Below are 21,877 nucleotides of genomic sequence, written 5' to 3' on the forward strand. Positions count from 1 at the left end.
CTCGGGGAACCCGCGGCCCGGCGCCGCGGCTCCCTGGCGGGACGGCGCGGCGTCGGGCGGTGGCGGGCTCAGGCGGTGGCGGGCTCGTCGGGCGCCGGGGCCTGCGGGGTGTCGTCCGCCGCGGGCCGGTTGCGGGAGCGCAACTCCCGCCAGACGGCCAGCACGAGCAGCACCACGGCCACCGCGGCGAGCCCCAGCGGGATGACCGTGCGAACCAGCCACAGCATGGTCGCCGCGGACTCCGCGTCGTCGGCCCGTTCGGCGATGCCGTCCTCGGTGCCCTCCACCGAGAGGGAGTTGACGGGGGCGAGCGTCACCGGGCCCTCGGGGCCAGCGGTCTGGGCGACGATGGTCTGTTCCAGCGTCCCGTTGAGCACCGTTCCCGTCTCGGAGTCCACCCAGGCCACGCGCTGCGTCGTGGCCGCGTAGGTCAGCGGCACCGGGTCGGGCAGCGCGCCGAGCAGGGCAGGATCGGGCAGCTGGTCGGCGGGCAGGGTCTCGGCGAGGCCCGCCACGACGTCCCTCGGCAGCGCGTCGGGCAGGCCGTCGGCGATGGCCGGGTCGCCCAACTCGCCCGCGGCCTCGATCACATACACATACGCGTCGCGGCCCTCGACGTCCTCGGTGCGGTCGTACACCGCGGGCACCTCGGTGGCGGTCGTCGGGTCCCAGAACGTGTAGTCCCGCTCCTCGGGGTCCAACGGCCAAGAGATGACCAGACCTTGGTGCTCCTCGGCCTCGGAGCCCTCGGGCGCGGGCGCGTCCACCAGGTCGACGCGGTCGACCGACCAGCGGTGGCTCGTGGCGGACAGCTCGGCCCCGTCGGGCCCGGTGACGACGACGTCGTCGCTGACCACCGCGGTGCCGCCGTCCGTTTCCACGACCTGGACGCGGCGGTCGAGACTGACCGGTATGTCGGCCAGGAACGCGTTGGCCAGGTCGCCCGACTCGATGGCGGCGGCGTTCAGCAGCGAGGCCGTGCCGGTGTACGCGAAGGTGTTGTCCGTGTCGGACGGGACCTGGTGCACCTCCGGATAGACGACCAGCCGTGTCACGGCTGAGGCGGCCACCAGCACCACGGCCGTTCCGGACAGGATCCAGGTGCTTCTTCGCATGGGGTCTCCCGACTGTGTGCGCACGGCGCTGTGCGATGGATGCGCCAACCTATGGTCGGCGGCGGGGCCCGTCAACAAGGCCAGGTGGAACGTCCGTTCGGGAGGAGCGTTCAGCCGGACTCGGAACGTCCCGCGCTCAGCCGGACGAGGGCCGTGCCGTCCTCGATGGCCAGCACCTCGAACGTGAGCCGGGGGTCCGTGATGTGGTCGCCCGCGGGGATCTCATAGGTGACCACGTCCATCTCGCGGCGCTCGACGAGGGTCACCCTGTCGTCCGACGTGTCGGTGATCTGGAACGTGTTGGACGTGATGCCGGGGTCGATGGGGATGTCCGTGACGCCCCTGACGGCGACCTCGCACGCGCCGTCGTAGCACGCGCCGACATCCGAGCCGGCGGCCGCGTCCGAGGGAAGGGGCGGGACATCGCAGCCGACTCCGGCGGCCACGGCGGCCACGGCGGCGCCCGCGAGCACAACGGCCGTGATCCGGCCGGGGGTTGGTGGTGTCACGCGACCGATGTAGCGCACCGCCGAGGGACGGGTCCCGGGCTCCGCCGCTACCGTGACCGAGTGCGCGGAACGCGCACCGGGACGGCAGGCGCGGGCACGACGAGGGCGAACGCGATGGGCACCGGCACGGGAACGGGCGCGGCGGGCGCCGAAGCGGCGGGCGCCGAAGCGGCGGGCGCCGAAGCGACGGGGGCCGAAGCGGCGGGAACGGGCGCGACAGGGGCGGCGGGGCTGAGGCGGCGGGCGCGGGAGGCCGGGTTCGGGGCCGTGCGTGCGGTGTACCGGGAACGGCGCGACGGGGGCGCGTTCTTCGTCTGGCTGCTCGTGGGCCTGGTCGTCGCCCTTCCGGCCGCGTTCGGGGCGCGGAGTTGGTGGCTCGGCCTCGTGCTGTCGGTCGCGGTGCTCCTGCCGCCCGGCCTGTGGGTCCTTTTCGGGCCCGTCCCCGGGCCGTTCGGGCGGCGCTGGTACGCCGTGTGCGAGGGCGGGGTCGTCGTCCGAAGCGGTGGGCGGAGGTATGCGGCCCGTTCGTGGGAGGAGTTGGGGGAAGGGGGGACGCGTGAGGTGTTCCCCGAGGCCGGGGCCCGAGCGTTGGAGAGCGCTCTCCGCCGGGGTTGCCCCGTCCGGTTCGCGCTGCTCAGGCAGGCGCTCGCGGTCGCCGCGGTCGGCGCGTGGCTCGCGGCGGTCGTCGCCGTCGTGGTGGCCCCCTGGGGCGCCGACCTCCTGCGGGGCGAGCAGCCGCCGTCGGCGATGCGTGACCTGGCACGGGTCTGCGCGGACGGCGGAGAGCATGGCGAGGCGGCGCCCTACGCGCCGCAAGGCCCGCACCCTGTCGCCCTGTTCGGGGACGCTGGCCTGGTCATGCTGGCGACGGTCGGGCCCGACCGCCCCGAGCCCGCGCCCGACGAGGTCCAGGTGGTGGCGTGCGTGCGCGCGTCCGAGCGGAGCTCGCCCGAGCCGGTGAGCGTGTGCCCTTACCTGGGCGGGCACTCGTTGAGCTACTACCCCGCCACCCACAGCGTCGATGTCGTCGAGGCCCGCACGGGGCGTTCGCTGGGCACGTTCACCCTGAGGGCCGCGGACGCGCCCGCCTGCCCGGCCAGCGAGATCTTCGCCGAGGGCGACTCCCACCAGGAGCGTGACCTGAGCCCTTCGGACGAGCAGTTCGAGGCCGCGCTGGCCGAGTACGTCGCGGGCGCGGCCGAGTGACCGGCCGACCCACCGGCGCACTCACCTGCCCACAAGGGCGGTTGGGGATCGTGAGCCCGTCGGCGGCGGCAGCCACGGAGCGGCAGCCATGGAGCGGCAGTCATGGAGCGGCAGTCACGGGGCGTCATGGAGTCCACGTGGGTTGCCGAGGCTCGAACACCGGTTGCCGAGAAGTCAGATTCGGTGCGCTGCGGCTCCGTCCTGCCAGCGGTAGAGGTCGCGCAGCAGGGAAATCTCGGCGCCGTGATGGATCAGCTCCCTGTTGACATGCAGGACGATGCCCTCCATGGGGCGACGCTCGGGACCCACGCTGGGCGGATTCTCCAGGTCAGCGTCCGAGAGTTCGCGGACCCCCGCGTTCCATCTCCCATACGTCTCGTCGAGCTGTTTCAGCGCCTCGTCGGCGGTCCCCGCGTAGGCGAATGTCCGGAAGTCGACGTCCTGGCCGCCGAAGTGCCATCCGACCCGATAGCCCAGGCAGGAGACGACGATGTGCGCCAGCCGCCAGGCCATCGTGGTCACCGGCGCGGGCACCGGGTCAGGGGACGCGAAGTCCATCGTCCACGCCCCCGAACCCGCCGACATCGGTGCGGCCGACGTGCCACGTGGGCGGATGCTCCAGCAGCCGCGCACCGGCTCCCAGAAGTACTCCTCATCGGTCAGACCGTCCAGCCGCGGCCGCAGGTTCTTGCGCCAGTACCAGTCCAACTGCTCCGCGAGCCGCTCACTTCTTGTCATTTCCGCACACTACAGACAACGCAGCCCTGGCGCCGGAAGATAACGCCGGGGGCTGATGCGCCCGTCGGGCCGTGCCGCCGCGAGCGGCTGTTCGACGTTGACAACCGGCTGGCCGGGTGGGTTCCCCGTCCCGAATGCCACAGCCACGACCGATGACATGACGTTGATCAAGGCCGCGGACTTCCGTCCGTGATCAGCGCGAGTACCCCGAGCGAGCGCCACGGCAGAGCCTTCGACCCGCATGTTCGACGATGGCGCGGGCTCACCGGCCCACCGGCCGAGCGGCCGTCCTCCGCCTCGACGCGGAAGAACGAGACCGAGAACGTCCGGCGGCGCCTCCCGTCCGCCGAGCGCCACGGGTACTCGCGGTCGATCACGGGCGCGCCGTGGTCGAGCACCCGCCGCGTCGTGGTCACGAGGCCGGGGGAGTCGAAGCCCTCGGGTATCTCCGTCACCGGGCGTCCCACCTGGTCCCGCGGGCCGCGTTCGGTCGCCCGCGCCGCCGTGCCGTTCATCCAGAGCGGGCGCAGCTTCGTGTCCCAGACGCCGATGGCCATGGGGGAGCGGTGCGGCAGCACCGCCACGCCTCGTCCGCCGCGCCCTCGCCGCCGTGCGCCAAGATCAGGGCCCCCGCGGTGAACAGCCACTTTGCCTCCCGCCCTCGGCCGACAGGGCGAGACGCGCACCCGCAGCGGCACCGCGTGGCCCTCCCGGTGCCGCACCTCCGTGAACCCCGCCCAGCCGGTGCGGACGCGCAGGACGCGGGAGAGGCCGCCGTCCGGGCCGCCTCCGGGGTCGGCCAGCAGGAGCGCGGCGACGGAACGCCCCATCACGTCGGCGGCCCCGTGCCCGAGCAGGCGCTCCGCGCCGGGCGACCAGGCGGTGACGGCGCCGTTCGCGTCCGTCACCGCGACGGCGGGCTCGCCCGCCACCGCGGGCGCGTCCCTCACCGCGGGCGTGGGGGACGCCGCGGGCGCGGGTGACGCCGTGTCGGCCGCCTCGCGATCCGGTGGGCCAGTTCCCCTCACGCTCGACCGTCGTGTGTCCCCGCAGCCCTCATGGTGGCTCCGGTGCCCAGGGGCGGCGACCGGACGGCGCGGGCCACGCGTTTGGTCCGCACCATTGTCACTTAATCGGTTTAGTGCTTCCATGCCGACGACAGCCTCAACTCCCGCTCCCCCCACGGAGGTTGGTATGCGAGCACGCTCTCCCGCGCTTCTGTGCGCCGCGCTTCTCCTGGCCCTCACGGGCGGTCCCGCCGCGGCCGACGCCGACGAGCCGCCGCCCTCGTCCTCGCCCCCTGCCGTGTCGGCCGCCCCGCCGAGCGATGTCCTGGGATTCCTGCGGGACATCTCAGGGCAGCGGACGGTCACGGGGCAGCACAACAAGGAGCCCAACTCCTGGCCCTCGCAGTACACCGCCCAGGTGCACCAGATCACCGGCCTCTATCCGGGCCTGTGGGGCGGCGACTTCCTCTTCAGGGCGGACGACGTGGCCCACCGCCAGACCATGATCGACCAGGCGAAGACCGAGTGGGCCAATGGCTCGTTGGTCTCGCTCACCTGGCACGTCTGCCCGCCCACGCGCGGCTCGTCGTGCGACTGGGATTCCGGCACCGGAATCATGGACGACCTGTCCACCGAGCAGTGGAACGAGCTCGTCACCGATGGTACGCCCCTGAACCAGGCGTGGAAGTCCCGCCTCGACGAGGCCGTTCCCTACCTCCAGCAGCTGGAGGACGAGGGCGTCCCGGTGCTGTGGCGGCCTCTGCACGAGATGAACGACCCCTGGGCATGGTGGGGCGGCCGCCGCGGCGCCGACGGCAGCAGCAGGCTCTACCGGATCACCCACGACTACCTCGAGAACACCAGGGGATTGAGCAATCTCCTCTGGGTCTGGAACGTCAAGGACCTGGATGCGCAGGGAATTCCTGATTTCTATCCCGGCGACTCCTATGTCGACGTGGTCTCCATCGACATGTGGAACCAGGACTTCCCCTCGGGCGCCTATTACGACGTCCTCAGGTCGCTCGCGGGCGACAAGCCGTTGGCCCTGGCGGAGGTGGGCCGCATTCCCTCGCCCGCCCAGCTGGCGTCCCAGCCCGAGTGGACCTATTTCATGGGCTGGTCGGAACAGCTCACCGACCCCGCCTACAACTCTCCCGACGCGATCAGGAACACCTACGGCGACGACCGCAGCCTCAATCAGGGCGAGTTGAACTGATCAGGGCGAGCTGAGCCGAACGTTCCCGTCCGCGCTCGCTCGTTGGCACTCGCTCGTCCGCGCTCGCTCGTCCGCGCTCGTTCATCGGCGTCGGCGCTCGTTCGTCGGCGTCGGCGTCGGGCGGGGGCCCCGGCACCGGGTGGCGGGTGCCGGGGCTCACCGGCCGCGGGGCTGGCTGAAACGGAGCATGTTGCCCGAGGGGTCGCGGAACGCGCAGTCGCGGACGCCATACGGCTGGTCGATCGGCTCCTGGAGCACCTCGCCCCCGGCGGCCCGGATGCGCTCGAACGTGGCGTCGCAGTCGTCGGTGCTGAAGATGACGCCGCGCAGCAGGCCCTTGGCCAGCAGCTCCGCCATGGCCTCCTTGTCCGCGGCCGGGGCGTTCGGGTCGGCGAGCGGCGGCTCGAGGACGATGTCCACATCGGGCTGCGAAGGCGCGCCGACGGTCACCCAACGCATCCCCTCGAACCCGACGTCGTTGCGCACCTCCAGGCCGAGTACGTCGCGGTAGAAGGCGAGCGCCTTGTCGTGGTCGTCGACGGCGATGAAGCACTGCGAGAGATTGATGGTCATGGCGTGCACGTTACGGGCGGAGTGCGGGCTTCGCTTCTTCATTCGTGATCGGTCGGCTGTGGCCGGTTGGCGGCCGGTTGACCGGTGGCCTGCCGAGGTGGCGCGTCCCCTTCGGGCCTGCCCCGGCCGCCGCTGTCGTCGCTCCCCGCGCGCGGGTCGAGCTGATGTAGAAGTGCGCCGCGGCGCCCCACAACGCCAGAAGGTCGGCGGACGGCGAACGGGAGGGAGTTCAGTGGAGAGCGCTCTCCGTTAGTCGGAGAGCGCTCTCCACGCCCCCGTCTCCGAGGAGCTGACCGGTGTCACCCTCCCCGAACCCAGCCCGGGCCAGCCCGGGCCGGGCAGGGGTCGCGTTCCTCGGCGGGGGGAGTACGGGAGAGCGCTCTCCCGGGGGGATCCCCGCCGCCGCGCGATGAGTTCCCGTGGCCTTGGCCCTTGTGGTCCACTGCCCTCATGAGTCTGTCGGTGGACGTCTTCGTCGTGGAGGCGGGCGGCGCGATCCGGGTGCTCGACGTTCCGGCCGGGTGCTCCGACCTGGCGGGGTTCGAGCACTGGCGCACGACCGTGTGGGGTTCGGACGCGGTCCGCTCGCTCGGCGCGCGGTTCCTCCCGGTCCTGGCCGATGCCGACCTGCGGGTCGAGCTCGACCAGGTAACCGCTCTCCTGCGCGAATGCGCCCTGCTCACCGACCATCTGGGCCACATCGCCGCCGCCACCGACCCGGCGCGGACGGCCGAGGAGCACCGCCACCAGATAGCGGCCCGCCTCGCCACCATCGAGGACGCGGCCAGGCGCGCCCAGGCGATCGGCGGCGGCGTCCTCATCTGGTGAGCCTGGCGCCGCCGCCAGCCCCGGTGCCGCCCGCCCGCCCCGGACACCGCCGCCAGCCCTCGGGGGGCGGTGCGGCCCGGCCCGGCCCGGCGGTCAACGGCGGGCGGGTCGACGGACAGTGGCGGGCGGGTGGGGCGACGGTCGGAAGTGAACGTTCCCGCGAGGGAGTTGACGTGCTTCCCCGCTCGCCGGGTCATCGATGGCCCCTCGGCGGCGGTCAGTTGCCGCGAGGCGCGTACATGATCAGCGCCATCCCGGCCAGGCAGACCGCCGCGCCGACGAGGTCGAAGCGATCGGGCCGGTAGCCGTCGGCGATCACGCCCCAGGCGATCGAACCGGCCACGAAGATCCCGCCGTAGGCAGCGAGAATGCGGCCGAAGTTGTCGTCCGTCTGGAAGGTGGCCACCACCCCGTAGAGCCCCAGCGCGATGACCCCCGCGCCGACCCAGACCCAGCCGCGGTGCTCGCGGAGGCCCTGCCACACCAGCCAGGCACCCCCGGTCTCGAACAGCGCGGCGACGACGAACAGGGCGATCGAACGGGCGACGAGCACGGACGGTCCTTCCGGAAGAGGAGGAGAAGGCGGGGGAGCGGTGGGCGTCAGGCGACGTCGGCGAACAACTCGGCCAGCAGGCCCGCGCCCTCGGCCGGTGCCCGCACCTGAAGGTGGAGGTCGGGGCCTTCGAGGTGGAGGCGGAAGTCGAGGAAGGCGCAGCAGGACTGTTCGGCCGCGGCGAGCCCAGCCACCGCGGCGGCGCGCGCGGAGGGCAGCGTCAGCCGCAGCCCGTCGGGGATCTCGCGGCGGCGGGCGCCGTCAAGGACGCGCCGCCAGGCGGCGACCCGTTCGAAGGCTTCCTCGCCACTCAACGAGCAGGCCACCGGCGCCGAACGCCAACGCTCCGCCTCAACCGGCCCCGGACGTGCGGCGATCGGCTGCCAGCCGGGGGCCGGGGCGGCGGGGGCCGGGGCGACAGGGAGCGGGGCGGCGGAGGGCGGGGCGGCGGCGAGGAAGCCGCAGCGCGGGTCGCAACGGCCGGTGCGGTCAGGCAGCGTGTCCAGGTGCGCGAGCGCGGCGCGCAGGGTGGTGGTGAACGCGGCCAGTTCCGCGGCCCGTTCGTCGGCCGCAGCAAGGCGCGCGGCGACCCTCGGCCGGAGGTCGGCCTTCACCTCCCGGCAGGCCCCCGACTCCCACACCGCGAGCAGCTCGGCGATCTCGTCGAGCGCGAGCCCGAGGTGCTTGGCCGCGCCGATGAACGTCAGCCGTTCCACCGTCTCCTCGCCATAGCGGCGATAGCCCGACGCGGTCCTGTCGGCGGGCAGCAGCCCGGCCGTCTCGTAGAACCGCAGCGTGGTCGCCGGAACGCCGGTGCGTTCGGCGAGCTGGGAGATCCGCATGGCGCTCATGCCGTCGACCGTAAACCTTCGACATGGCTCGAAGGTCAAGTCCGCCGAGGCGCGCCCGGCGAGGCAAGAGCCGTGGGAGAGCGCTCTCCGCACCCTTTCGCGAGCTGCTATAAAGGCCGAATGAGCGACCGGTCGTCTCCCAGGCCCTCCCCCACGCTCGAGGACGTGGCGCGAGTAGCGGGTGTTTCCCGGGCCACCGTCTCCCGGGTGATCAACCAGATCCGCAACGTCGGCCAGGGCGGCGCCGAGACGTTCGCGGTCTCCGGGGTGGGCCGCCATGTCCACGTGCTCGGCACGGCGCGCGGCACCGGATGGGGCTACTCCCTCTGCGAGTTCGGCGTCTACCGCTCCTGAGGCGGGGAGAGCGCTCTCCCGCCCCCCGCATCCGCCGCATCCCCCGCGCGCCCCCGCCCCCGTTCCCCGCCCGTCCGGGCGGGGAACGGGGGCCTTCGGTCAGCTCACGTTGAGGTTGGAGCTGCCGCTGCTCTGGTAGCCCTCGGTCGCGAGGATCATGTAGTAGCTGAAGTTCCCCAGGGCCATCCCGGCACGGGACCATGCGTCGAAGTGGGTGCCGGTGTTGATGGTCCCGCCCGTCTTCTTCGACTGACGGACGCTCCAGAACTGCGGGAACGTCTTGGTGCCCTCGACGGACGGGGCGTTGTAACGCATCGTGCGGTAGATGTCGAACGTGCCGCCGTCGGCGTTGACCGTGCCGCGGTGCTCGCCCGTGGGCCGGTAGGTGCCCCAGCTGTCGACGATGTAGTACTCGACGAGCGGGTTGGACGTCCAGCCGTAGAGGCACAGATAGCCGTTGCCTGACGGGTTGAAGCTACCCGAGTAGTTGACGTTGCGGCGGCTGCCGTTGCTCCACCCCTTGCCGCAGACGAAGTTCCCGGTGTTGCGCCACGAAGTGCCGTAGTTGCCACCGGAGCCCAGGGTCATGGAGACGGTTCCCTGGGCGTCGGTCCAGAACGAGTAGTAGTAGCCGTTGTGAACTCCGGTCTGATTCTGGGTGATGGTCTCCTGGGCACGGGCGATGCCGGGGACCACGAGCGCGGAGGCGCCGAGCGCCAGGGCGCCGGCACCGCCGACGAAGCCCCTTCGACTGAGCGAACGGGCGGGGGCGTTGTCCATCTCCATGCTTCCTCCTCATGGCGGCTGGCGGAGGCCAGGCAGCGCGATATGGCCCCGGAGGGGCCTCTCGGTGGGGGTGGCGCTCAACCGCGCGCCGGCGTCGTCCAACGCCGCGGCGGTGTGCCGGTCGTCGTGCGGTCGACGCCCGGGGAACCGGGCCACACGAGGGCGGCCCGGACCGACAGTGGTGCGGGTCTGTCGATGGCAGAAGTGTTGGACCGGCCCCGTGACTTGTCAACAGTTCCCGCAAGCATTCCGGAAGCATCCTCCCGGCCCAGGACTTATCGAGAGCGCATGATGCCTGGTCAACGCGACGCATCCCGCGTTGACTCGGCAAACGGTCGATGGATCACCGGCTCAACGGGCGTGATCGTGGCCGCAGTTCCCGAGAATTATCGGAAACCTTCCGGATCATCCCGGGCGCTCCGCGGCGGCCCCCGGCGGGGTGCCGGAGCCCGGACTCATGGCTCACGGGCCGAGCGGGCCGAGCGGGCCGCGCGCCCCGTGAGCGTCGGTGTGGGGCCGGTCGGCCATAGGGGGGACATCGCGGGGGTGACATCGGCCGAGCCGACGACATCGCGGGTGAACGGCGGCACCGCCTCGTACTCGGGCGTGTGCGGCAGCGGCCAGGCGAGCGCGGCGGCGGGCGGCGCGCCCCGCGCTCGCCGCCGCGGAGGCGAACGCGGCCTCGTTCAAGGGGGCTCATGGGAGTTCGCGGGAGCTCATGGGGCCGGTCGCGCGAAGTCCCCGCCCGGTGGCTCCGGGCGGGGACGGTGGGTGTGCGTGCGTCAACGTTCGGCTGACGCGGGGGAGTTCAGCCGACGCGCCCGGTCAGGGCAGCGTCACGCCCGAGACGGCGGCCGCCTCGGTGACCCGCTGGTAGAACGTCGTGCCACCGGAGGAGCAGTTGCCGCTGCCACCCGAGGTCAGGCCGTAGCCCACGCTGCCGTACCAGAGCGGGCCGCCGCTGTCGCCGGGCTCGGCGCAGACGTTGGTCCTGATCATGTCGTAGACCACGTCGCCGCCGCCGTAGTCGACGGTGTAGCCGAGGCCGGTGACGCTGCCGCACCACACTCCGGTGGTGCTGCCGCTGCGGCACACCGCCTGGCCGACCGCGGGGTCGGCGAACGCGGTGATGGTGCCGCCGCCGAGCACCGTGCTGGGCACGGACGCGGGCTGCGGGTCGTACTGCACGAGCCCGAAGTCGTCACCCGGGAAGTACGAGCTGACGGTGTAGCCGATCTGGCTCGCGCCGTCGCTCCACAGCGGGTAGGGCGGGGTGGGCCCGTACGGGTCCTCGGTGCAGTGGCCCGCGGTCAGGAAGGCGAACCCGCTGCCCGAGCGGACGTTGAAGCCGAGCGAGCAACGCCACCCGAGGTCCGCGTAGATGGCGTCACCGCCTTGGAGGTACTGCTCGAACGTACCGGGGGTGCGTTCGATGTCGAGCGCGCCGGAGAGCGCTCCCGCGCTCTCCTCGATCGCCGCGACCTCCGCCTTGCCGACGGTCTCGTCGACCAGGACGTGGACGGAGCCTGTGGCCTCGTCGACGGCCCAGGCGGTGCCGCCCACGTCGGCCGCGTCGACGGCCTCGGCCGCGGTGGTGAGCTGGGCCGCGGTGAACGGCTGCACCGAGTCGGCCCGGGCGGCCCCGGGCACGGCGAGGGCGGTCAGGGCGATCAGGCCCGAGGCGACGGCGAGGGCCCTGAGGCCACGGGCCGCCCGGCCACGGGTGATGGTGCGCATCGGTCTCACTGTGCTTCCTCCCAAGGGATTCATGGATCCGGTGGATGAGCTGGCCGTGAGGTGCGGGAAATGTGACGTGCACGCGCGTAGACGGCATGCCCACGACAAGTGCTGCACGAAATCCTCTCACCGTGACGCGCATTGACAAGGAGGACATTCGGCCATGCGGGCCGTGACGCGGCGGTCCCCTGGGGCGGCCGACCAGTGGCGCGGCGCGGCCCCCGCGGGCCGCATGGGTCCATCGGGCCGCCGCGCCCCGGCGGCCGGAGCGCCGAAGCGGCATGTCACGGCCGGATGAACGCCGATGAACAGCCGCCGCGCCCCCGTTCCCCGCCCCGGATGGCCTGAACCCCGCGCCCGCGCCCCGCCGTTTGGCGCCGTTCGACGCCGTTCGACGCCGTTCAGGGGCGTTCAGGGTCGTTCAGCCCCGTTCAACGTCGTTCAGCGGTCGGCGTGGCCCAGGCTCCTGCCGGGCGCCACCAGGTCGCGGACGAGCCGCTTGACGGCCGTCGGCTCGGGGAAGCCCTGGTCGGCGCGGTCCCAGACCACCTCGTCGTCCACGCTCACCCGGAACACCCCACCGGTCCCCGGCACCAGCGCCACCTCGCCCACCTCGGCCTCGAACGTCCCCAGCAACTCCTGTGCCAGCCACGCCGCCCGCGGCAGCCACCGGCACCGGGTGCAGTACTCGATCCGCACCACGGGCCCGCGCCCGCGCCCGCCACCGCCGTCACCTGATGGACCCGCCATCGTCCGCCACCTTTCGCGAGCGTGTGCTCCCACGCGGCAACCCTCTCACCTGCCACGGCGCGCGCGGCGGGTCACCCGGCCTGCCACCCGTTCCGGCCCGGGTCCCGACCGCACCGTCGCATGGCTGCCGTCGCATGGCCGCCGTCGCGGCCGGAAAACCGTGTGAGCCCCCTTCTCGCGTTCCCGTAGAGTGCCCGCGGCCCATCGCCGTGAGGACAGAGGACAAACCCGCGTGACCCCGCCTGCTCTTCAGATCTGACACGTTCCGCTCGCCTGTAGCCGACGCTCTCGTCGGCGCCGCCGGGCTGCCCTTGCGCGCCCGGTCGTACAGCGTTTGAGGTCGCGCAATCGGCCTCGTGTCAGGTCTTGAGAGATCATGTCCTCACAACCTCATACCGTGTTGCCCTGGGTCGTCCGTCGGACCAGGCTGCCTCTGCTGTCGTTGCGGTGCGTGGACCGCCGGTCGGAGTCGGCCGCCACGGGCAAGGGCGGGTTCCGCGTCAACGCCAACGGCAAGCTTCTGGACGTGTGGCTGCTGGTCCGCTGCGTGTCCTGCGATCGCACGAGCAAGCTCACCGTGCACGAGCGCGCGCCGGTCAGGTCCTTCGACCCGGCCGAGCTCCACGGCTACCACGTCAACGATCCGGTGCCGGTGCGCCCTGAACGGCTCATCGCACACGGGCTCGGCCTCAGCAGGAACGAAGCGCTGCGCCGGATCACGTGTGACATTCCGCCGCGCCGCCCGACGAGCACCGGTTTCGCCTTCACCGTGATCGCCGGGGATCAGCGGACTCGCGGAGACGTGGTCGCGGCGGGTCACCCGGCCCGCCGCGGCCCCGCCGTACCTCATCAGCTGGCGGAAGAAGTGCTCGCGGTAGACCTCAAGGACGGCGGCCAGGACCAGGGCACCGCTGGTCGGGAACAGGCCGACATCGACCACCGCCGCCGAGACGGCCAGGGCCGCCGTCATGCCGACCGCGCCGGATGAGCGGGGAAGGTCCAGGGCGTTGCGGCGGAGACAGGTGACGTGACAAGGCCGCCACCTCCTTCGCGGCGGCGGCCTTCCCGGCCCCGGTTCGATCCGCGGGCGAGATCACCGGGGGTTCTGGTGGACCATGCGGACCGGACCTGCGTCTGCATAACGGGCCCCGCCGCATGGGCTGTTGGCCCCAGCGCGCTCACCGCGAGGGTCTGCGCGGCTCCACGGCGCGGGTGAAGCGGCCCTCCGCGTCGCGCGGCGCCTGCGCGTACCGCGCCGCGGCCCCGTCGAGCCAGGTCGGCGCCGCCTCCGCTCCGTCGAAGGGAGCGGCCGTCGCGGGCTCGCCCACGAGGTGGGTGCGCGCCTGCGTCCGGTGGTTCGGCGTGAGCGGCGCCTCCGCCGCGTTGACGTCGTCGTCGGCCCGCTCCCACGGGATGCCGCGCACCGCGGCGACCAACTCGATGTCAAAGGTGGTCACGGGCAGCAGCCCCGGAACGCGGTAGGTCCGCGCGACGTCGTCGGACAGCTGTTGGTAGGAGAGGTCAAGGGTGGTAGGGATGGCCGCTTCTCCTTCCACGCGTGGGGCGTTCAGGGGCCCCAGCCGCCGTTGGCTGGTCACCGCGACGAGGCTGCCTTCCGAGGCAAGAAGCAACGGCCTGACCTGGGCGGCGGTGGACGCGTTGTCGGGCATCACCGCCATGTGCCGTCCCGCGGCGAGCGATCGCCGCAGGGCGACCCATTCCGCCAGCTGGACGCGGCACGTTCTGTTCGACACGAAGTGTGCGCCGTTCTCACCGAGCATTCGCCCGGGCATGAGCGGCAGATAAGCACCGGCCCGCTCCATCAGCTCAACGGGCGCCAGGCTTGACAACGCTTCGTGCGGCCAGGGCAGGCCCGAAGGGTGCGCGCCACCCCAGCCGACCACCGGGAGAACGGCCGCCGACCACCGTTCGCGGCCGCGCCCTCCCACCCCCCACGCCGCGAGCGGAGATCGCGGAGCAGCGCGGGACGCAGACGTTCCGCTGAGCTCGCCCCTGAGCTCCCGGCCGAGCTCGCCGCGACCGGCGCGCGCGATCTCATGTGCTCGGGGCCCCGAACCACACGGGCAGGCGGTCGCGCAGCTCCCCGCCGTCCTCGCCCACCCAGGCCACATGCCCGTCGGGGCGCAGCAGCACGGCGGGGACATCCAACTCGTCGCTGACGTCCACGACGTGGTCGACCCGGTCCTCCCAGCCCGCCACCGAGAGGCGGCCGGTCTGGTCGAGCAGGAGTCCTCGGCCGCCGTGCGTCAGCTCGTAGAGGCGCCCCCGACTCAGCCGCACGTCCCGCAGCCGCCGCCCCAGCAGCTCGTGGCCTTCGCCGACGTCATAGCGGACGCCGGTGGCGATGATCTTCTCGGTCAGGAACCGGTTCACCTCGTCGAAGTCCATCAGCTCCGCCACCAGCCGCCGCACCGCCCGCGCGCCGGGCTCGGGGGACATCAGCTGCGTCATCGCGCGGGTGGTGTCCAGCACGTCGGCGGCCACCGGGTGCCGTTCGGTGTGGTAGCTGTCGAGCAGCTTCGCCGGTGCCCAGCCGTTGACCTCGGCGGCCAGCTTCCAGCCGAGGTTGAACGCGTCCTGGATGCCGAGGTTGAGCCCCTGCCCGCCGACCGGCGGGTGGATGTGCGCCGCGTCCCCGGCCAGCAGCACCCGGCCGACGAGGTAGCGCTCGGCCTGCCGGGTGGCGTCGCCGAAGCGGGACAGCCAACGCGGCGCGTGCACGCCGAAGTCAGTCCCGGCGATCGCCCGCAGCTGCCGCTTGACCTCGTCGAGCGTCGGCGGCACCGCCCGGTCGTCGGCCACTCCTTCGGCTGGCACGACGACGCGGTACACGCCGTCCCCGAACGGCCCGACGCCGAACCTGAGATGGGTCGTGCGGACCTCGGCCACCACCTCGGCCAGCTTCTCGGGCGGCATGGTCACCGCCATCTCGCCCAGCAGGGTGTCCGCCCTGGACGGCTCGCCGGGGAAGCCGACGCCAAGCAGCTTGCGCACCGTGCTGCGGCCGCCGTCGCAGCCGACGAGGTACCGCGCGCGCAGCCGAGTGCCGTCGGCCAGCTCGGCGTTCACCCCGCGTTCGTCCTGGCTCAGCTCGACCAGCTCGTGCCCGCGCCGGATCTCGGCACCCAACTCGGCGGCGCGCTCCGCGAGGAGGCGATCGGTGAGCGGCTGGTGGATGCCGAGGACATAGGGGTGCGCGGTGTCGAGCCCGGCGGGCGAGGGCTTGGCGATGGCGGCGAAGAAGCCGCCGACCGGATACCGCGTGCCGCGCGCGAGAAACCGCTCCAGCAGGCCGCGCTGATCCATCACCTCGATGCTGCGCACATGCAGGCCGAGCGAGCGCACATACGGGGTCGGCTCCGTGTCCCTCTCCAGCACGAGCACCCGCACGTCGTGCAGCCGCAACTCGCTGGCCAGCATCAAGCCGGTCGGCCCGCCGCCGACAACGATCACATCGATCACATCGACCATATCGATCACGAACATCCCCACTCCGCGCCCCTGCGTGGGCAAAGGCGAATGTATGCCGCGAACCCCTGATTTCCCCAGGTTCTGGCCGTAGGCCGGAGATTCTGCATGACGAAGGGGGCCTTGCCGCAAGGCCCCCTGTGCGCTATACGTTGAGAGTGGCGAGGAGAGTCCATGACCTCCTGGCCTTTTCCCTTGCCCTTTTCCTTTGCCTTTTTCTTAGCCCTTCTCCCGGGCCGAGGACGACGCGCCCGTCTGCTCCCCGGGGAGCAGCGGCCGACTCCGCTCGGCGGATGCGGCGCCGCAGGGGGCGTTGCTTCACTGAACCGCCCCGAAGGCATGCGGTCGGAAAGGCGTGTGATGGCGAAGGGACGTGACGCGGTGTTTGCGGCGATGAGGTGGCTCACGGTGGGCGCGTCGGTTCTGCTGGCGGCGGTGCCCACCGGCCCGGCGGCCGCCGCCCCGGCGCGCGGGGCCGAGGGCGCGCGGGTCGTCGAGGAACGGGGGAGCGGCGAGCGGATCACCGATCTGACGGTCTCCTCACCGGCGTTGGGCGGCGAGGGCCGGGTCCGCCTGCTCACCCCCGAGGGGTGGGAGGAGCGGGGCGCGGGCGACAGCTGGCCCGTGCTGTACCTGCTGCCGGGCGGCGACGGCGACCATCTGACCTGGACCGTCGACTTCCGGATCCAGGACCTGCCCGAGCTGCGCGACACCGTGGTGGTCATGCCGGACATGCCGTTGTTCGGCTTCTACAGCGACTGGTGGAACGGTGGCGCGGGCGGCCCGCCCGCCGTCGCCACCTATCACCTGGACGAGGTCGTGCCGCTGCTCGAACGCCGCTACGGCGCCGGGGAGCGGCGCGTCGCGGCCGGGCTCTCGCAGGGCGGCTTCGGCGCGGTGTCGTACGCGGCGCGCAACCCCGGGATGTTCCGGGCGGTGGCCAGCTACAGCGGCTTTGTCCACCCGCTGGCGCAGCGGCGCCTGTGGGCCGCGCACGACCTGTACCACCTCGCCCACCGGCTGCGGGGCGTTCCCGTCTACCTGGCGTCCGGCGACGGCAGGCTCGGCGCCCTCGACCCGCCCGGCACGTCGCCCGACGAGGAGGTTCCGGGGCTCGAGGACCCGGAGAACCCCTTCCCCGACGACGTCCTGTCGCCCACGGAGACGCTCATGGGCGAGGAGTCCCGCCTGCTGGCCGAGCGGCTGCGGGCCGCGGGCGCCGACGTGACGACCCACTTCTACGCGGGCACGCACGCCCCGGCGTACTGGGAGGCGGAGTTGCGCCGGTCCCTGCCGATGCTTCTCGAAGCGCTGCACGGCGAAACGCGGTTCGTACCATCGGCGGCGATGGCGTAGGGTGGGAACCACGACGCGGGGTGGAGCAGCTCGGTAGCTCGCTGGGCTCATAACCCAGAGGTCGCAGGTTCAAATCCTGTCCCCGCTACTGTCCGACGGCGCCCCGGCACTCCATGTGCCGGGGCGCCGCGTCGCGTTCGGCGCCCGGGACGGGCGGCTCGGCGTCCTGCCCTCCGACTTCCAGGTCCACTTCTACGACGCGTCAGGCCGCCTGCTGCGGCAATCCCTGGCCGCCGACGACCGGCCCGGCTCCCGGCTGCCGGACTCGGCGGACGACCTGGGGCTGAGGGAGGGGCACCCGGAGACCGTGGCCGCGGTCGGCGGCGACTCCGACCGGCGCGTCCTGCTGGACTCGGGACCCGACGGCATGCGGGCCGTGGTGGCGCTGCCGCTCGACACGGTCGAGGACGCGACGTCCGCGTTCTTCCGGCAGGTGTATTGACCGCGCCGGGTCCGGCAACCGCGGCGGCGGGCCGGACCCGGTGGGCCGCGGGTCACCCCTCCCCCGCGTGGGAGTCGTGGGAGCGGTCGATCAGGTCCGTCATCGCGCGCTGGAAGGCGAGGCGCCGCTGCTCGCTCCAGCCCTCCGCCAGCCGGTCGAACACCTCCTCCTGCCAGTGGTGCGCCTGCTCCAACAGGACATGCCCCGACGGGGTGAGCGCCGCCTCGCGTCGGCGAGCGTCCGTCTGCGATGCCCGCATCGTCAGGTGTCCGGCCTCCGTCGCGCCCTTGACCAGCCGCGACGCGCCGCTCTGGTCGATCCCGATCTCGTGCGCGATCGCGTTGACCGTGGCCGCGACGCCGCGCCGGGTCAGGGAGTGGACGGCCTCGGCGACCAGCACGAGACGGCCCCGCTCGGTGCCCTGGAGGTCGCTGCCCGGTGACCTGCGTGCCCAGTGCCGGACGAACGCGAACAGCACCTGCCCGGGCCCCGCCTCGCTCATTCGGTGGCCGCCATCTCCCGGCAGATGGACGCCAGATCGAGCGCCGACGCCAGATCCGGCAGCCGGAGGGACGCCGTCACCTTGCCACCGGCCACCCGGAAGACCGTCGCCACCCGGGTCGGGGCCTCGCTCCCCGGCCATGAGGCGTCCTCCTCCACCACCATGAGGCGCTCGCTGATCGGGTGCCACGAACGGGGAACCAGCCTGATCCCCGAGCGTCCCACCCACTCCGCGAACTGTTCCGGCGTGATCGGGCCCGCGCCCTTGGGCCCCAGAACGACGACCGGATCGCCGACCGCCCGCGCCGACCGCTCCGGGTCGCCGTCGTTCACGCTCGCGTGCCACTCGACGATGGCCGCCTCCAGTGCTGACTCCATGGCCGGGAGCCTATGCGATATCTATGCGATTCGCATAGATATCTGGGCTGCCGGTCGATGCGGCGGCCGTCGCGAAAGGGGCCGCCCCGGGCGCCGCATCGAGATCCGCGCCGGTGGCCGTGTCCGACTGACCCGGGGCGGTGAGGGGTCACACGGCCCGGGCGAGGCGTCGGGTGGCCTCGTGTCGCCGCGTGTCCTGGCGCAGCTCGGCCCAGCTGGCGGCGGAGCGGTGCCCGGCCCAGTGCGGGTGGTAGGCGATGCGGCAGGACAGGTGCAGCAGGCGGCGGCGCAGCACCGTGTACTCCTCGGGTCGGCAGGTGGCCAATCGCTGGTAGGTGTGGTTCCAGGCGTGCTGATCGCGGACCAGGTCGTCGGGGAAGCCGGAGTTCACCATGCCCATATTCAATCACTTGTTCGAATCTGGGAGTGTCGCCACGCCCGGCCCGGCCACCTTTCTTGGCGTCCCTCGGCCCCCCTACGTGGGTATCGCCTCGCTGTGCACCGCCTTGCGGTAGCCCGCGGCCGGGCGGGATCCGGGCTCGCGCCGGGCGGCTCGGCGCGGGAGAGGGCTCGCGAGGGCGCGCTCGAGTGTGGTCATGCTCCCGCCTCCGCGGGGTGCTGCCGCTCCTCCGGGCCGGTCTGCTCCCTGCCCGTCTGCTCCTGGCCGGTCTCCTCCGTGGGTCCAGCGCCCTCGACGATCGCCCGGAGCGCCGCCACATGTCCCTCGAAGGCGGCGCGGCCGCGGTCGGTCAGCCGCACCCGGGTGCGTCTCTTGCGGCCGCCGCCCTCCTTGTGGATGTCCAGATACGCGGCCTCCTCCAGGGTGTGCAGCTGCTTGGAGAGCGCGGAGTCGCTGAGCGAGAGGCTGTCGCGGATGAACGCGAAGTCCGCCCACTCGGTGCTGGCGAGCAGGGCGACCACCGACAGCCGGGTGGCGGGATGGATCAGCTCGTCGAAGCCGCTGGGGGTACTCATCGGTCCGCCTTCCCGTGGCCGCGCAGGGACCTGGCCGCCCAGCGGTTGGCCGGGCCGACGAACAGCAGGAACACGGCGGTCGGGACCGTGGCCCGGATCAGGCCCGCGAGTATCGGCTCGAGTGGCTCGACCAGGTGGTCGGACAGCAGGGCCGCCCCGCCGGTCGCCACGGCCCCGGCGGCGAATGTGGCGGACGTCCGCCCGTTGTGCCGGGAGTGGTGCAGGCGCATCCGGGGCCTGCGGCTGTGGATCACGGCGAGGGCGATCAGCAGCGCGACATGGACGGCGAGCGCCAGCCACACGCCCCACCGGGGCAGGTCAAGGCTCTGCCCGGCCAGGAAGACCCACATGAGCGCGGCCGTGGCCAAGGCCGCGCCGGGGTCGCCGGACGCGCCGCGCTCGATCTCGTCGTACACCCGCTCTCGCGGCACCCGGATGCGTTGGAGATCTGCCCACGCCCGCTGGGCGTCCACCGGTGTGCTCATGGCCATCGCCCTCCCATGACGAACCCCACTCGACTTTCCTATCGGGAAAGTTACCACCGACTTTCCCGCCAGGCAAGTCAAAACCTCGACTCCCACCGCGCCAGCGCCGACCACTCCCGCCCTTTCGCGGAATCTCCCCATCAACCGCCGCCTCCGGGGCCCTGGGAGGACGCCGGATTCCGGTCTAAGGTCTTTGTCGACATCCCGAGGAGGCGTTCGTGATACGACGCGGGCTACCACGCGAGCACAGCACCCACCGGCGCGCCGGGGCGGCCGCGGCCGCCGGGCTCCTCCTCGCGGTCGGCGCGGCCCTGCTGGCCTCGGGCGAGCCCAGCTCGGCCCAGCAGCCGTCGGCGGCCCCCGAGGCGCTGCGCGTCGAGGTCGTCAGGACGCTGCCGCACGATGTGAACGCCTTCACCCAGGGGCTCGAGATCGCCGACGGCGTGCTCTACGAGGGCACCGGGCGTGCGGGGCAGTCGTTCGTCTCGGCGACCGACCTGGTCACGGGCGACGAGCTGGCCCGGGTCGACCTCCCCTCGCCCCTCTTCGGCGAGGGCATCACCGTCACCGACACCTCGCTGTGGCAGCTGACATGGCGGGACGGCATCGCGTTCGAGCGCGACCCCGCGACCCTGGAGGGGCTGCGCACCGTCTCCTACGAGGGCGAGGGCTGGGGCCTGTGCCACCAGCCGGAGCGCGGGCGCCTGGTGATGAGCGACGGCTCGGGCGAGCTGACGTTCCGCGACCCGGAGACGTTCGAGGAGACAGGGCGCGTCGAGGTGCTCGCCGACGGCCGACCCACCTCCAGCCTCAACGAGCTCGAGTGCGTCGGCGACACCGTCTACGCCAATGTGTGGCAGACGGACACCATCCTGCGCATCGACCCCGCGAGTGGCGAGGTCACCGGCGAGATCGACGCGTCGGGGCTGCTGAGCGAGGACGAGGAGTGGGCGGCCGACGTCCTCAACGGCATCGCCAAGACGCCCGAGGGCGACACGTTCCTCATCACGGGCAAGCTGTGGCCCCACCTGTTCGAGGTCCGCTTCGTTCCCGCGTGAGGACGCCACCGCCCGTCAGCCGATCTGGCGGTGGCGGCCCGCGCGCGCCCCCGCCACGAGCTGGGGGAGCATCAGCGCGGCCATCACGGCGAGCACCGCGCGCCAGCCACCGGTGTGGTCGTAGAGCGCGCCGACCAGGATCGGGCCGGGGACGGCTATCAGATAGCCGACGCTCTGCGCGAAGCCCGAGAGGCGCGTCACCGTCGCGCCGTCCCTGCCGCGCAGCGCGATCATCGTGAGCGCCAGCGGGAACGAGCAGTTGGCAACGCCGAGCAGCACCGCCCACAGCCAGGGCGCGGCGGCCGGGTCGGCCCACAGCCCCGCGTATCCGGCGAGGCCGAACAGCCCGATGACGACCGCGATGCCGCTCTGGTGCGCCAGGCGCCCCGCCACCGCGCCCAGCGCGAACGACAGCGGCACCCCGAGCACCGACGTCACCGCGAACAGCCATCCCGCGGCCTCGGCCGAGAGCCCCGCGTCGCGATAGATCTGCGGCAGCCAGCCGATGATGACGTAGGCGGCCGTGGCCTGGAGGCCGAAGTAGCAGGCCAGCGCCCATGCGGTGCCGTCGCGCGAGAGGCGCGGCCCCGGCGCGTGAACGGCCCGCGCGCCCCCGGTCGCGCTCCCGCCCGTCCGCCGCTGCCGCGCCAGCGCCACCCACGGCGGAACGGCCGCCGCGGCCAGCGCCGCCCACAGGCCGAGCCCCGCGCGCCAGTCGTCGCCGAACGCCCCCGCCAGCGGAACGGTGGCCGCCGCGGCGGACGAGGCGCCCACGTTGAGGGCCATCGAGTACAGCCCGGTCATCGCGCCCACCCGATCGGGGAACCGCTGCTTGACCACCACGGGCAGCAGGACGTTCGCCACCGCGATGCCCGCGAGCGCGAGGCCCGTCAGCGCGATGAACGCCGCCGTTCCCCCGGCGACGGGGCGCAGCGCCAGGCCCGTCGCGAGCGCCGCGAGCCCCGCCGAC

General features: G+C 72.8%; 26 protein-coding genes, 1 tRNA gene and 2 pseudogenes. 10 read left to right on the top strand and 19 right to left on the bottom strand.

Annotated elements, in window-relative coordinates:
• Positions 1 to 68: 68 nt before the first annotated feature.
• Together DEH69_RS00345 and DEH69_RS00350 are read right to left on the bottom strand one after the other, a co-directional pair.
• Positions 69 to 1,115: a porin PorA family protein gene (locus tag DEH69_RS00345; RefSeq protein ID WP_113684812.1), complete on the bottom strand. Its 1,047-nt coding sequence runs from the start codon at positions 1,113 to 1,115 to the stop codon at positions 69 to 71.
• A gap of 110 nt (positions 1,116 to 1,225) precedes the next feature.
• Complete coding sequence (locus tag DEH69_RS00350) at positions 1,226 to 1,624, bottom strand: hypothetical protein (RefSeq protein WP_147255314.1); 399 nt, start codon at positions 1,622 to 1,624, stop codon at positions 1,226 to 1,228.
• Between the two features lie 60 nt (positions 1,625 to 1,684).
• Between DEH69_RS00350 and DEH69_RS00355 the strand changes: the two genes are divergently transcribed.
• The gene (locus DEH69_RS00355; protein WP_147255317.1) at positions 1,685 to 2,830 is read left to right on the top strand and encodes a hypothetical protein; all 1,146 of its coding nucleotides are present in this window, start codon (positions 1,685 to 1,687) and stop codon (positions 2,828 to 2,830) included.
• A gap of 174 nt (positions 2,831 to 3,004) precedes the next feature.
• On the opposite strand, the gene DEH69_RS00360 is transcribed toward DEH69_RS00355, so the two are convergent.
• Together DEH69_RS00360 and DEH69_RS00365 are read right to left on the bottom strand one after the other, a co-directional pair.
• Positions 3,005 to 3,568 (bottom strand): DinB family protein, encoded by a 564-nt coding sequence (locus DEH69_RS00360; protein ID WP_113684815.1) that lies wholly within the window; start codon positions 3,566 to 3,568, stop codon positions 3,005 to 3,007.
• Positions 3,569 to 3,735: 167 nt separating this feature from the next.
• The gene (locus DEH69_RS00365) at positions 3,736 to 4,518 is read right to left on the bottom strand and encodes a PAS domain-containing protein (RefSeq protein WP_181727185.1); all 783 of its coding nucleotides are present in this window, start codon (positions 4,516 to 4,518) and stop codon (positions 3,736 to 3,738) included.
• A gap of 244 nt (positions 4,519 to 4,762) precedes the next feature.
• Here DEH69_RS00365 and DEH69_RS00370 point away from each other — a divergent pair, with 244 nt between their 5' ends.
• A complete protein-coding gene (locus DEH69_RS00370; protein WP_113684817.1) occupies positions 4,763 to 5,791 on the top strand; it encodes a glycoside hydrolase family 26 protein in 1,029 nt (342 codons plus the stop codon).
• A gap of 156 nt (positions 5,792 to 5,947) precedes the next feature.
• Here DEH69_RS00370 and DEH69_RS00375 read toward each other — a convergent pair whose 3' ends face one another.
• Positions 5,948 to 6,364: a VOC family protein gene (locus DEH69_RS00375; protein ID WP_181727186.1), complete on the bottom strand. Its 417-nt coding sequence runs from the start codon at positions 6,362 to 6,364 to the stop codon at positions 5,948 to 5,950.
• Positions 6,365 to 6,814: 450 nt separating this feature from the next.
• Here DEH69_RS00375 and DEH69_RS00380 point away from each other — a divergent pair, with 450 nt between their 5' ends.
• Complete coding sequence (locus DEH69_RS00380; RefSeq protein WP_113684819.1) at positions 6,815 to 7,192, top strand: hypothetical protein; 378 nt, start codon at positions 6,815 to 6,817, stop codon at positions 7,190 to 7,192.
• A gap of 217 nt (positions 7,193 to 7,409) precedes the next feature.
• On the opposite strand, the gene DEH69_RS00385 is transcribed toward DEH69_RS00380, so the two are convergent.
• Positions 7,410 to 7,745: a YnfA family protein gene (locus tag DEH69_RS00385; protein WP_113684820.1), complete on the bottom strand. Its 336-nt coding sequence runs from the start codon at positions 7,743 to 7,745 to the stop codon at positions 7,410 to 7,412.
• A gap of 47 nt (positions 7,746 to 7,792) precedes the next feature.
• A complete protein-coding gene (locus DEH69_RS00390) occupies positions 7,793 to 8,596 on the bottom strand; it encodes a MerR family transcriptional regulator (protein WP_113684821.1) in 804 nt (267 codons plus the stop codon).
• A gap of 120 nt (positions 8,597 to 8,716) precedes the next feature.
• Between DEH69_RS00390 and DEH69_RS31160 the strand changes: the two are divergent.
• Positions 8,717 to 8,815, top strand: a pseudogene (locus DEH69_RS31160) (LacI family DNA-binding transcriptional regulator); the annotation flags it as partial.
• Complete coding sequence (locus DEH69_RS31165) at positions 8,804 to 8,950, top strand: hypothetical protein (RefSeq protein ID WP_181727189.1); 147 nt, start codon at positions 8,804 to 8,806, stop codon at positions 8,948 to 8,950. The pseudogene DEH69_RS31160 and the gene DEH69_RS31165, both read left to right, overlap by 12 nt.
• A 99-nt stretch (positions 8,951 to 9,049) precedes the next feature.
• Here DEH69_RS31165 and DEH69_RS00400 read toward each other — a convergent pair whose 3' ends face one another.
• The 3 genes from DEH69_RS00400 to DEH69_RS00410 all read right to left on the bottom strand — a co-directional run bounded on the left by DEH69_RS00400 (position 9,050) and on the right by DEH69_RS00410 (position 12,223).
• Positions 9,050 to 9,736, bottom strand: a complete 687-nt coding sequence (locus DEH69_RS00400) for a glycoside hydrolase family 11 protein (RefSeq protein ID WP_113684823.1) — start codon at positions 9,734 to 9,736, stop codon at positions 9,050 to 9,052.
• Positions 9,737 to 10,561: 825 nt separating this feature from the next.
• Positions 10,562 to 11,473, bottom strand: a complete 912-nt coding sequence (locus tag DEH69_RS00405) for a S1 family peptidase (protein WP_113684824.1) — start codon at positions 11,471 to 11,473, stop codon at positions 10,562 to 10,564.
• 441 nt (positions 11,474 to 11,914) lie between these two features.
• Positions 11,915 to 12,223 (bottom strand): SelT/SelW/SelH family protein, encoded by a 309-nt coding sequence (locus tag DEH69_RS00410; protein ID WP_113684825.1) that lies wholly within the window; start codon positions 12,221 to 12,223, stop codon positions 11,915 to 11,917.
• Positions 12,224 to 12,599: 376 nt separating this feature from the next.
• Here DEH69_RS00410 and DEH69_RS00415 point away from each other — a divergent pair.
• Positions 12,600 to 12,860, top strand: a pseudogene (locus DEH69_RS00415) (DUF1062 domain-containing protein); the annotation flags it as partial.
• 541 nt (positions 12,861 to 13,401) lie between these two features.
• Here the strand turns inward: DEH69_RS00415 and DEH69_RS00420 are convergent.
• A complete protein-coding gene (locus tag DEH69_RS00420) occupies positions 13,402 to 13,977 on the bottom strand; it encodes a hypothetical protein (RefSeq protein WP_147255319.1) in 576 nt (191 codons plus the stop codon).
• A 301-nt stretch (positions 13,978 to 14,278) separates the two neighbouring features.
• Positions 14,279 to 15,706, bottom strand: a complete 1,428-nt coding sequence (gene rox / locus DEH69_RS00425) for a rifampin monooxygenase (protein WP_113684846.1) — start codon at positions 15,704 to 15,706, stop codon at positions 14,279 to 14,281.
• Between the two features lie 414 nt (positions 15,707 to 16,120).
• On the opposite strand from rox, the gene DEH69_RS00430 reads away from it, so the two are divergent.
• The 3 genes from DEH69_RS00430 to DEH69_RS00440 all read left to right on the top strand — a co-directional run bounded on the left by DEH69_RS00430 (position 16,121) and on the right by DEH69_RS00440 (position 17,510).
• Positions 16,121 to 17,068 (top strand): alpha/beta hydrolase family protein, encoded by a 948-nt coding sequence (locus tag DEH69_RS00430; protein WP_258534338.1) that lies wholly within the window; start codon positions 16,121 to 16,123, stop codon positions 17,066 to 17,068.
• Between the two features lie 14 nt (positions 17,069 to 17,082).
• A tRNA-Met gene (locus DEH69_RS00435) sits at positions 17,083 to 17,156 on the top strand.
• Between the two features lie 27 nt (positions 17,157 to 17,183).
• Positions 17,184 to 17,510, top strand: coding sequence for a hypothetical protein (locus DEH69_RS00440; protein ID WP_113684827.1), 327 nt, complete (start codon positions 17,184 to 17,186; stop codon positions 17,508 to 17,510).
• Positions 17,511 to 17,562: 52 nt separating this feature from the next.
• Here the strand turns inward: DEH69_RS00440 and DEH69_RS00445 are convergent, their stop codons facing one another.
• From DEH69_RS00445 to DEH69_RS00465, 6 genes are all read right to left on the bottom strand, one after another.
• Positions 17,563 to 18,012, bottom strand: coding sequence for a MarR family winged helix-turn-helix transcriptional regulator (locus DEH69_RS00445; RefSeq protein ID WP_113684828.1), 450 nt, complete (start codon positions 18,010 to 18,012; stop codon positions 17,563 to 17,565).
• A complete protein-coding gene (locus tag DEH69_RS00450; RefSeq protein ID WP_113684829.1) occupies positions 18,009 to 18,389 on the bottom strand; it encodes a hypothetical protein in 381 nt (126 codons plus the stop codon). Before DEH69_RS00450 ends, DEH69_RS00445 begins: the two co-directional genes overlap by 4 nt.
• Positions 18,390 to 18,537: 148 nt before the next feature.
• Positions 18,538 to 18,783, bottom strand: coding sequence for a hypothetical protein (locus DEH69_RS00455; protein ID WP_113684848.1), 246 nt, complete (start codon positions 18,781 to 18,783; stop codon positions 18,538 to 18,540).
• Between the two features lie 81 nt (positions 18,784 to 18,864).
• Positions 18,865 to 18,987, bottom strand: a complete 123-nt coding sequence (locus DEH69_RS32210; protein WP_258534339.1) for a hypothetical protein — start codon at positions 18,985 to 18,987, stop codon at positions 18,865 to 18,867.
• Positions 18,984 to 19,364: a transcriptional regulator gene (locus DEH69_RS00460; protein ID WP_113684830.1), complete on the bottom strand. Its 381-nt coding sequence runs from the start codon at positions 19,362 to 19,364 to the stop codon at positions 18,984 to 18,986. Before DEH69_RS00460 ends, DEH69_RS32210 begins: the two co-directional genes overlap by 4 nt.
• Positions 19,361 to 19,849 carry a hypothetical protein gene (locus tag DEH69_RS00465; RefSeq protein WP_181727187.1) on the bottom strand — a complete coding sequence of 163 codons (489 nt, stop codon included), beginning with the start codon at positions 19,847 to 19,849 and terminating at the stop codon, positions 19,361 to 19,363. The genes DEH69_RS00460 and DEH69_RS00465 overlap by 4 nt, the downstream gene beginning before the upstream one ends.
• Positions 19,850 to 20,067: 218 nt before the next feature.
• Between DEH69_RS00465 and DEH69_RS00470 the strand changes: the two genes are divergently transcribed.
• The gene (locus DEH69_RS00470) at positions 20,068 to 20,907 is read left to right on the top strand and encodes a glutaminyl-peptide cyclotransferase (RefSeq protein ID WP_258534340.1); all 840 of its coding nucleotides are present in this window, start codon (positions 20,068 to 20,070) and stop codon (positions 20,905 to 20,907) included.
• 15 nt (positions 20,908 to 20,922) lie between these two features.
• On the opposite strand, the gene DEH69_RS00475 is transcribed toward DEH69_RS00470, so the two are convergent.
• Positions 20,923 to 21,877, bottom strand: a 955-nt coding sequence (locus tag DEH69_RS00475; protein WP_113684832.1) for an MFS transporter, incomplete at its 5' end; no start/stop codon positions are given.

This window comes from Streptomyces sp. PT12 (assembly GCF_003311645.1).
Lineage (GTDB): Bacteria > Actinomycetota > Actinomycetes > Streptomycetales > Streptomycetaceae > Streptomyces.

Coding starts and splice junctions, on each gene's coding strand:
- DEH69_RS00345 (WP_113684812.1), bottom strand. CDS start 1,115: ATGCGAAGAAGCACCTGGATCCTGTCCGGAACGGCCGTGGTGCTGGTG.
- DEH69_RS00360 (WP_113684815.1), bottom strand. CDS start 3,568: ATGACAAGAAGTGAGCGGCTCGCGGAGCAGTTGGACTGGTACTGGCGC.
- DEH69_RS00370 (WP_113684817.1), top strand. CDS start 4,763: ATGCGAGCACGCTCTCCCGCGCTTCTGTGCGCCGCGCTTCTCCTGGCC.
- DEH69_RS00375 (WP_181727186.1), bottom strand. CDS start 6,364: ATGACCATCAATCTCTCGCAGTGCTTCATCGCCGTCGACGACCACGAC.
- DEH69_RS00380 (WP_113684819.1), top strand. CDS start 6,815: ATGAGTCTGTCGGTGGACGTCTTCGTCGTGGAGGCGGGCGGCGCGATC.
- DEH69_RS00390 (WP_113684821.1), bottom strand. CDS start 8,596: ATGAGCGCCATGCGGATCTCCCAGCTCGCCGAACGCACCGGCGTTCCG.
- DEH69_RS00400 (WP_113684823.1), bottom strand. CDS start 9,736: ATGGAGATGGACAACGCCCCCGCCCGTTCGCTCAGTCGAAGGGGCTTC.
- DEH69_RS00405 (WP_113684824.1), bottom strand. CDS start 11,473: ATGCGCACCATCACCCGTGGCCGGGCGGCCCGTGGCCTCAGGGCCCTC.
- DEH69_RS00410 (WP_113684825.1), bottom strand. CDS start 12,223: ATGGCGGGTCCATCAGGTGACGGCGGTGGCGGGCGCGGGCGCGGGCCC.
- DEH69_RS00445 (WP_113684828.1), bottom strand. CDS start 18,012: ATGAGCGAGGCGGGGCCCGGGCAGGTGCTGTTCGCGTTCGTCCGGCAC.
- DEH69_RS00450 (WP_113684829.1), bottom strand. CDS start 18,389: ATGGAGTCAGCACTGGAGGCGGCCATCGTCGAGTGGCACGCGAGCGTG.
- DEH69_RS00455 (WP_113684848.1), bottom strand. CDS start 18,783: ATGGTGAACTCCGGCTTCCCCGACGACCTGGTCCGCGATCAGCACGCC.
- DEH69_RS32210 (WP_258534339.1), bottom strand. CDS start 18,987: ATGACCACACTCGAGCGCGCCCTCGCGAGCCCTCTCCCGCGCCGAGCC.
- DEH69_RS00460 (WP_113684830.1), bottom strand. CDS start 19,364: ATGAGTACCCCCAGCGGCTTCGACGAGCTGATCCATCCCGCCACCCGG.
- DEH69_RS00465 (WP_181727187.1), bottom strand. CDS start 19,849: ATGAGCACACCGGTGGACGCCCAGCGGGCGTGGGCAGATCTCCAACGC.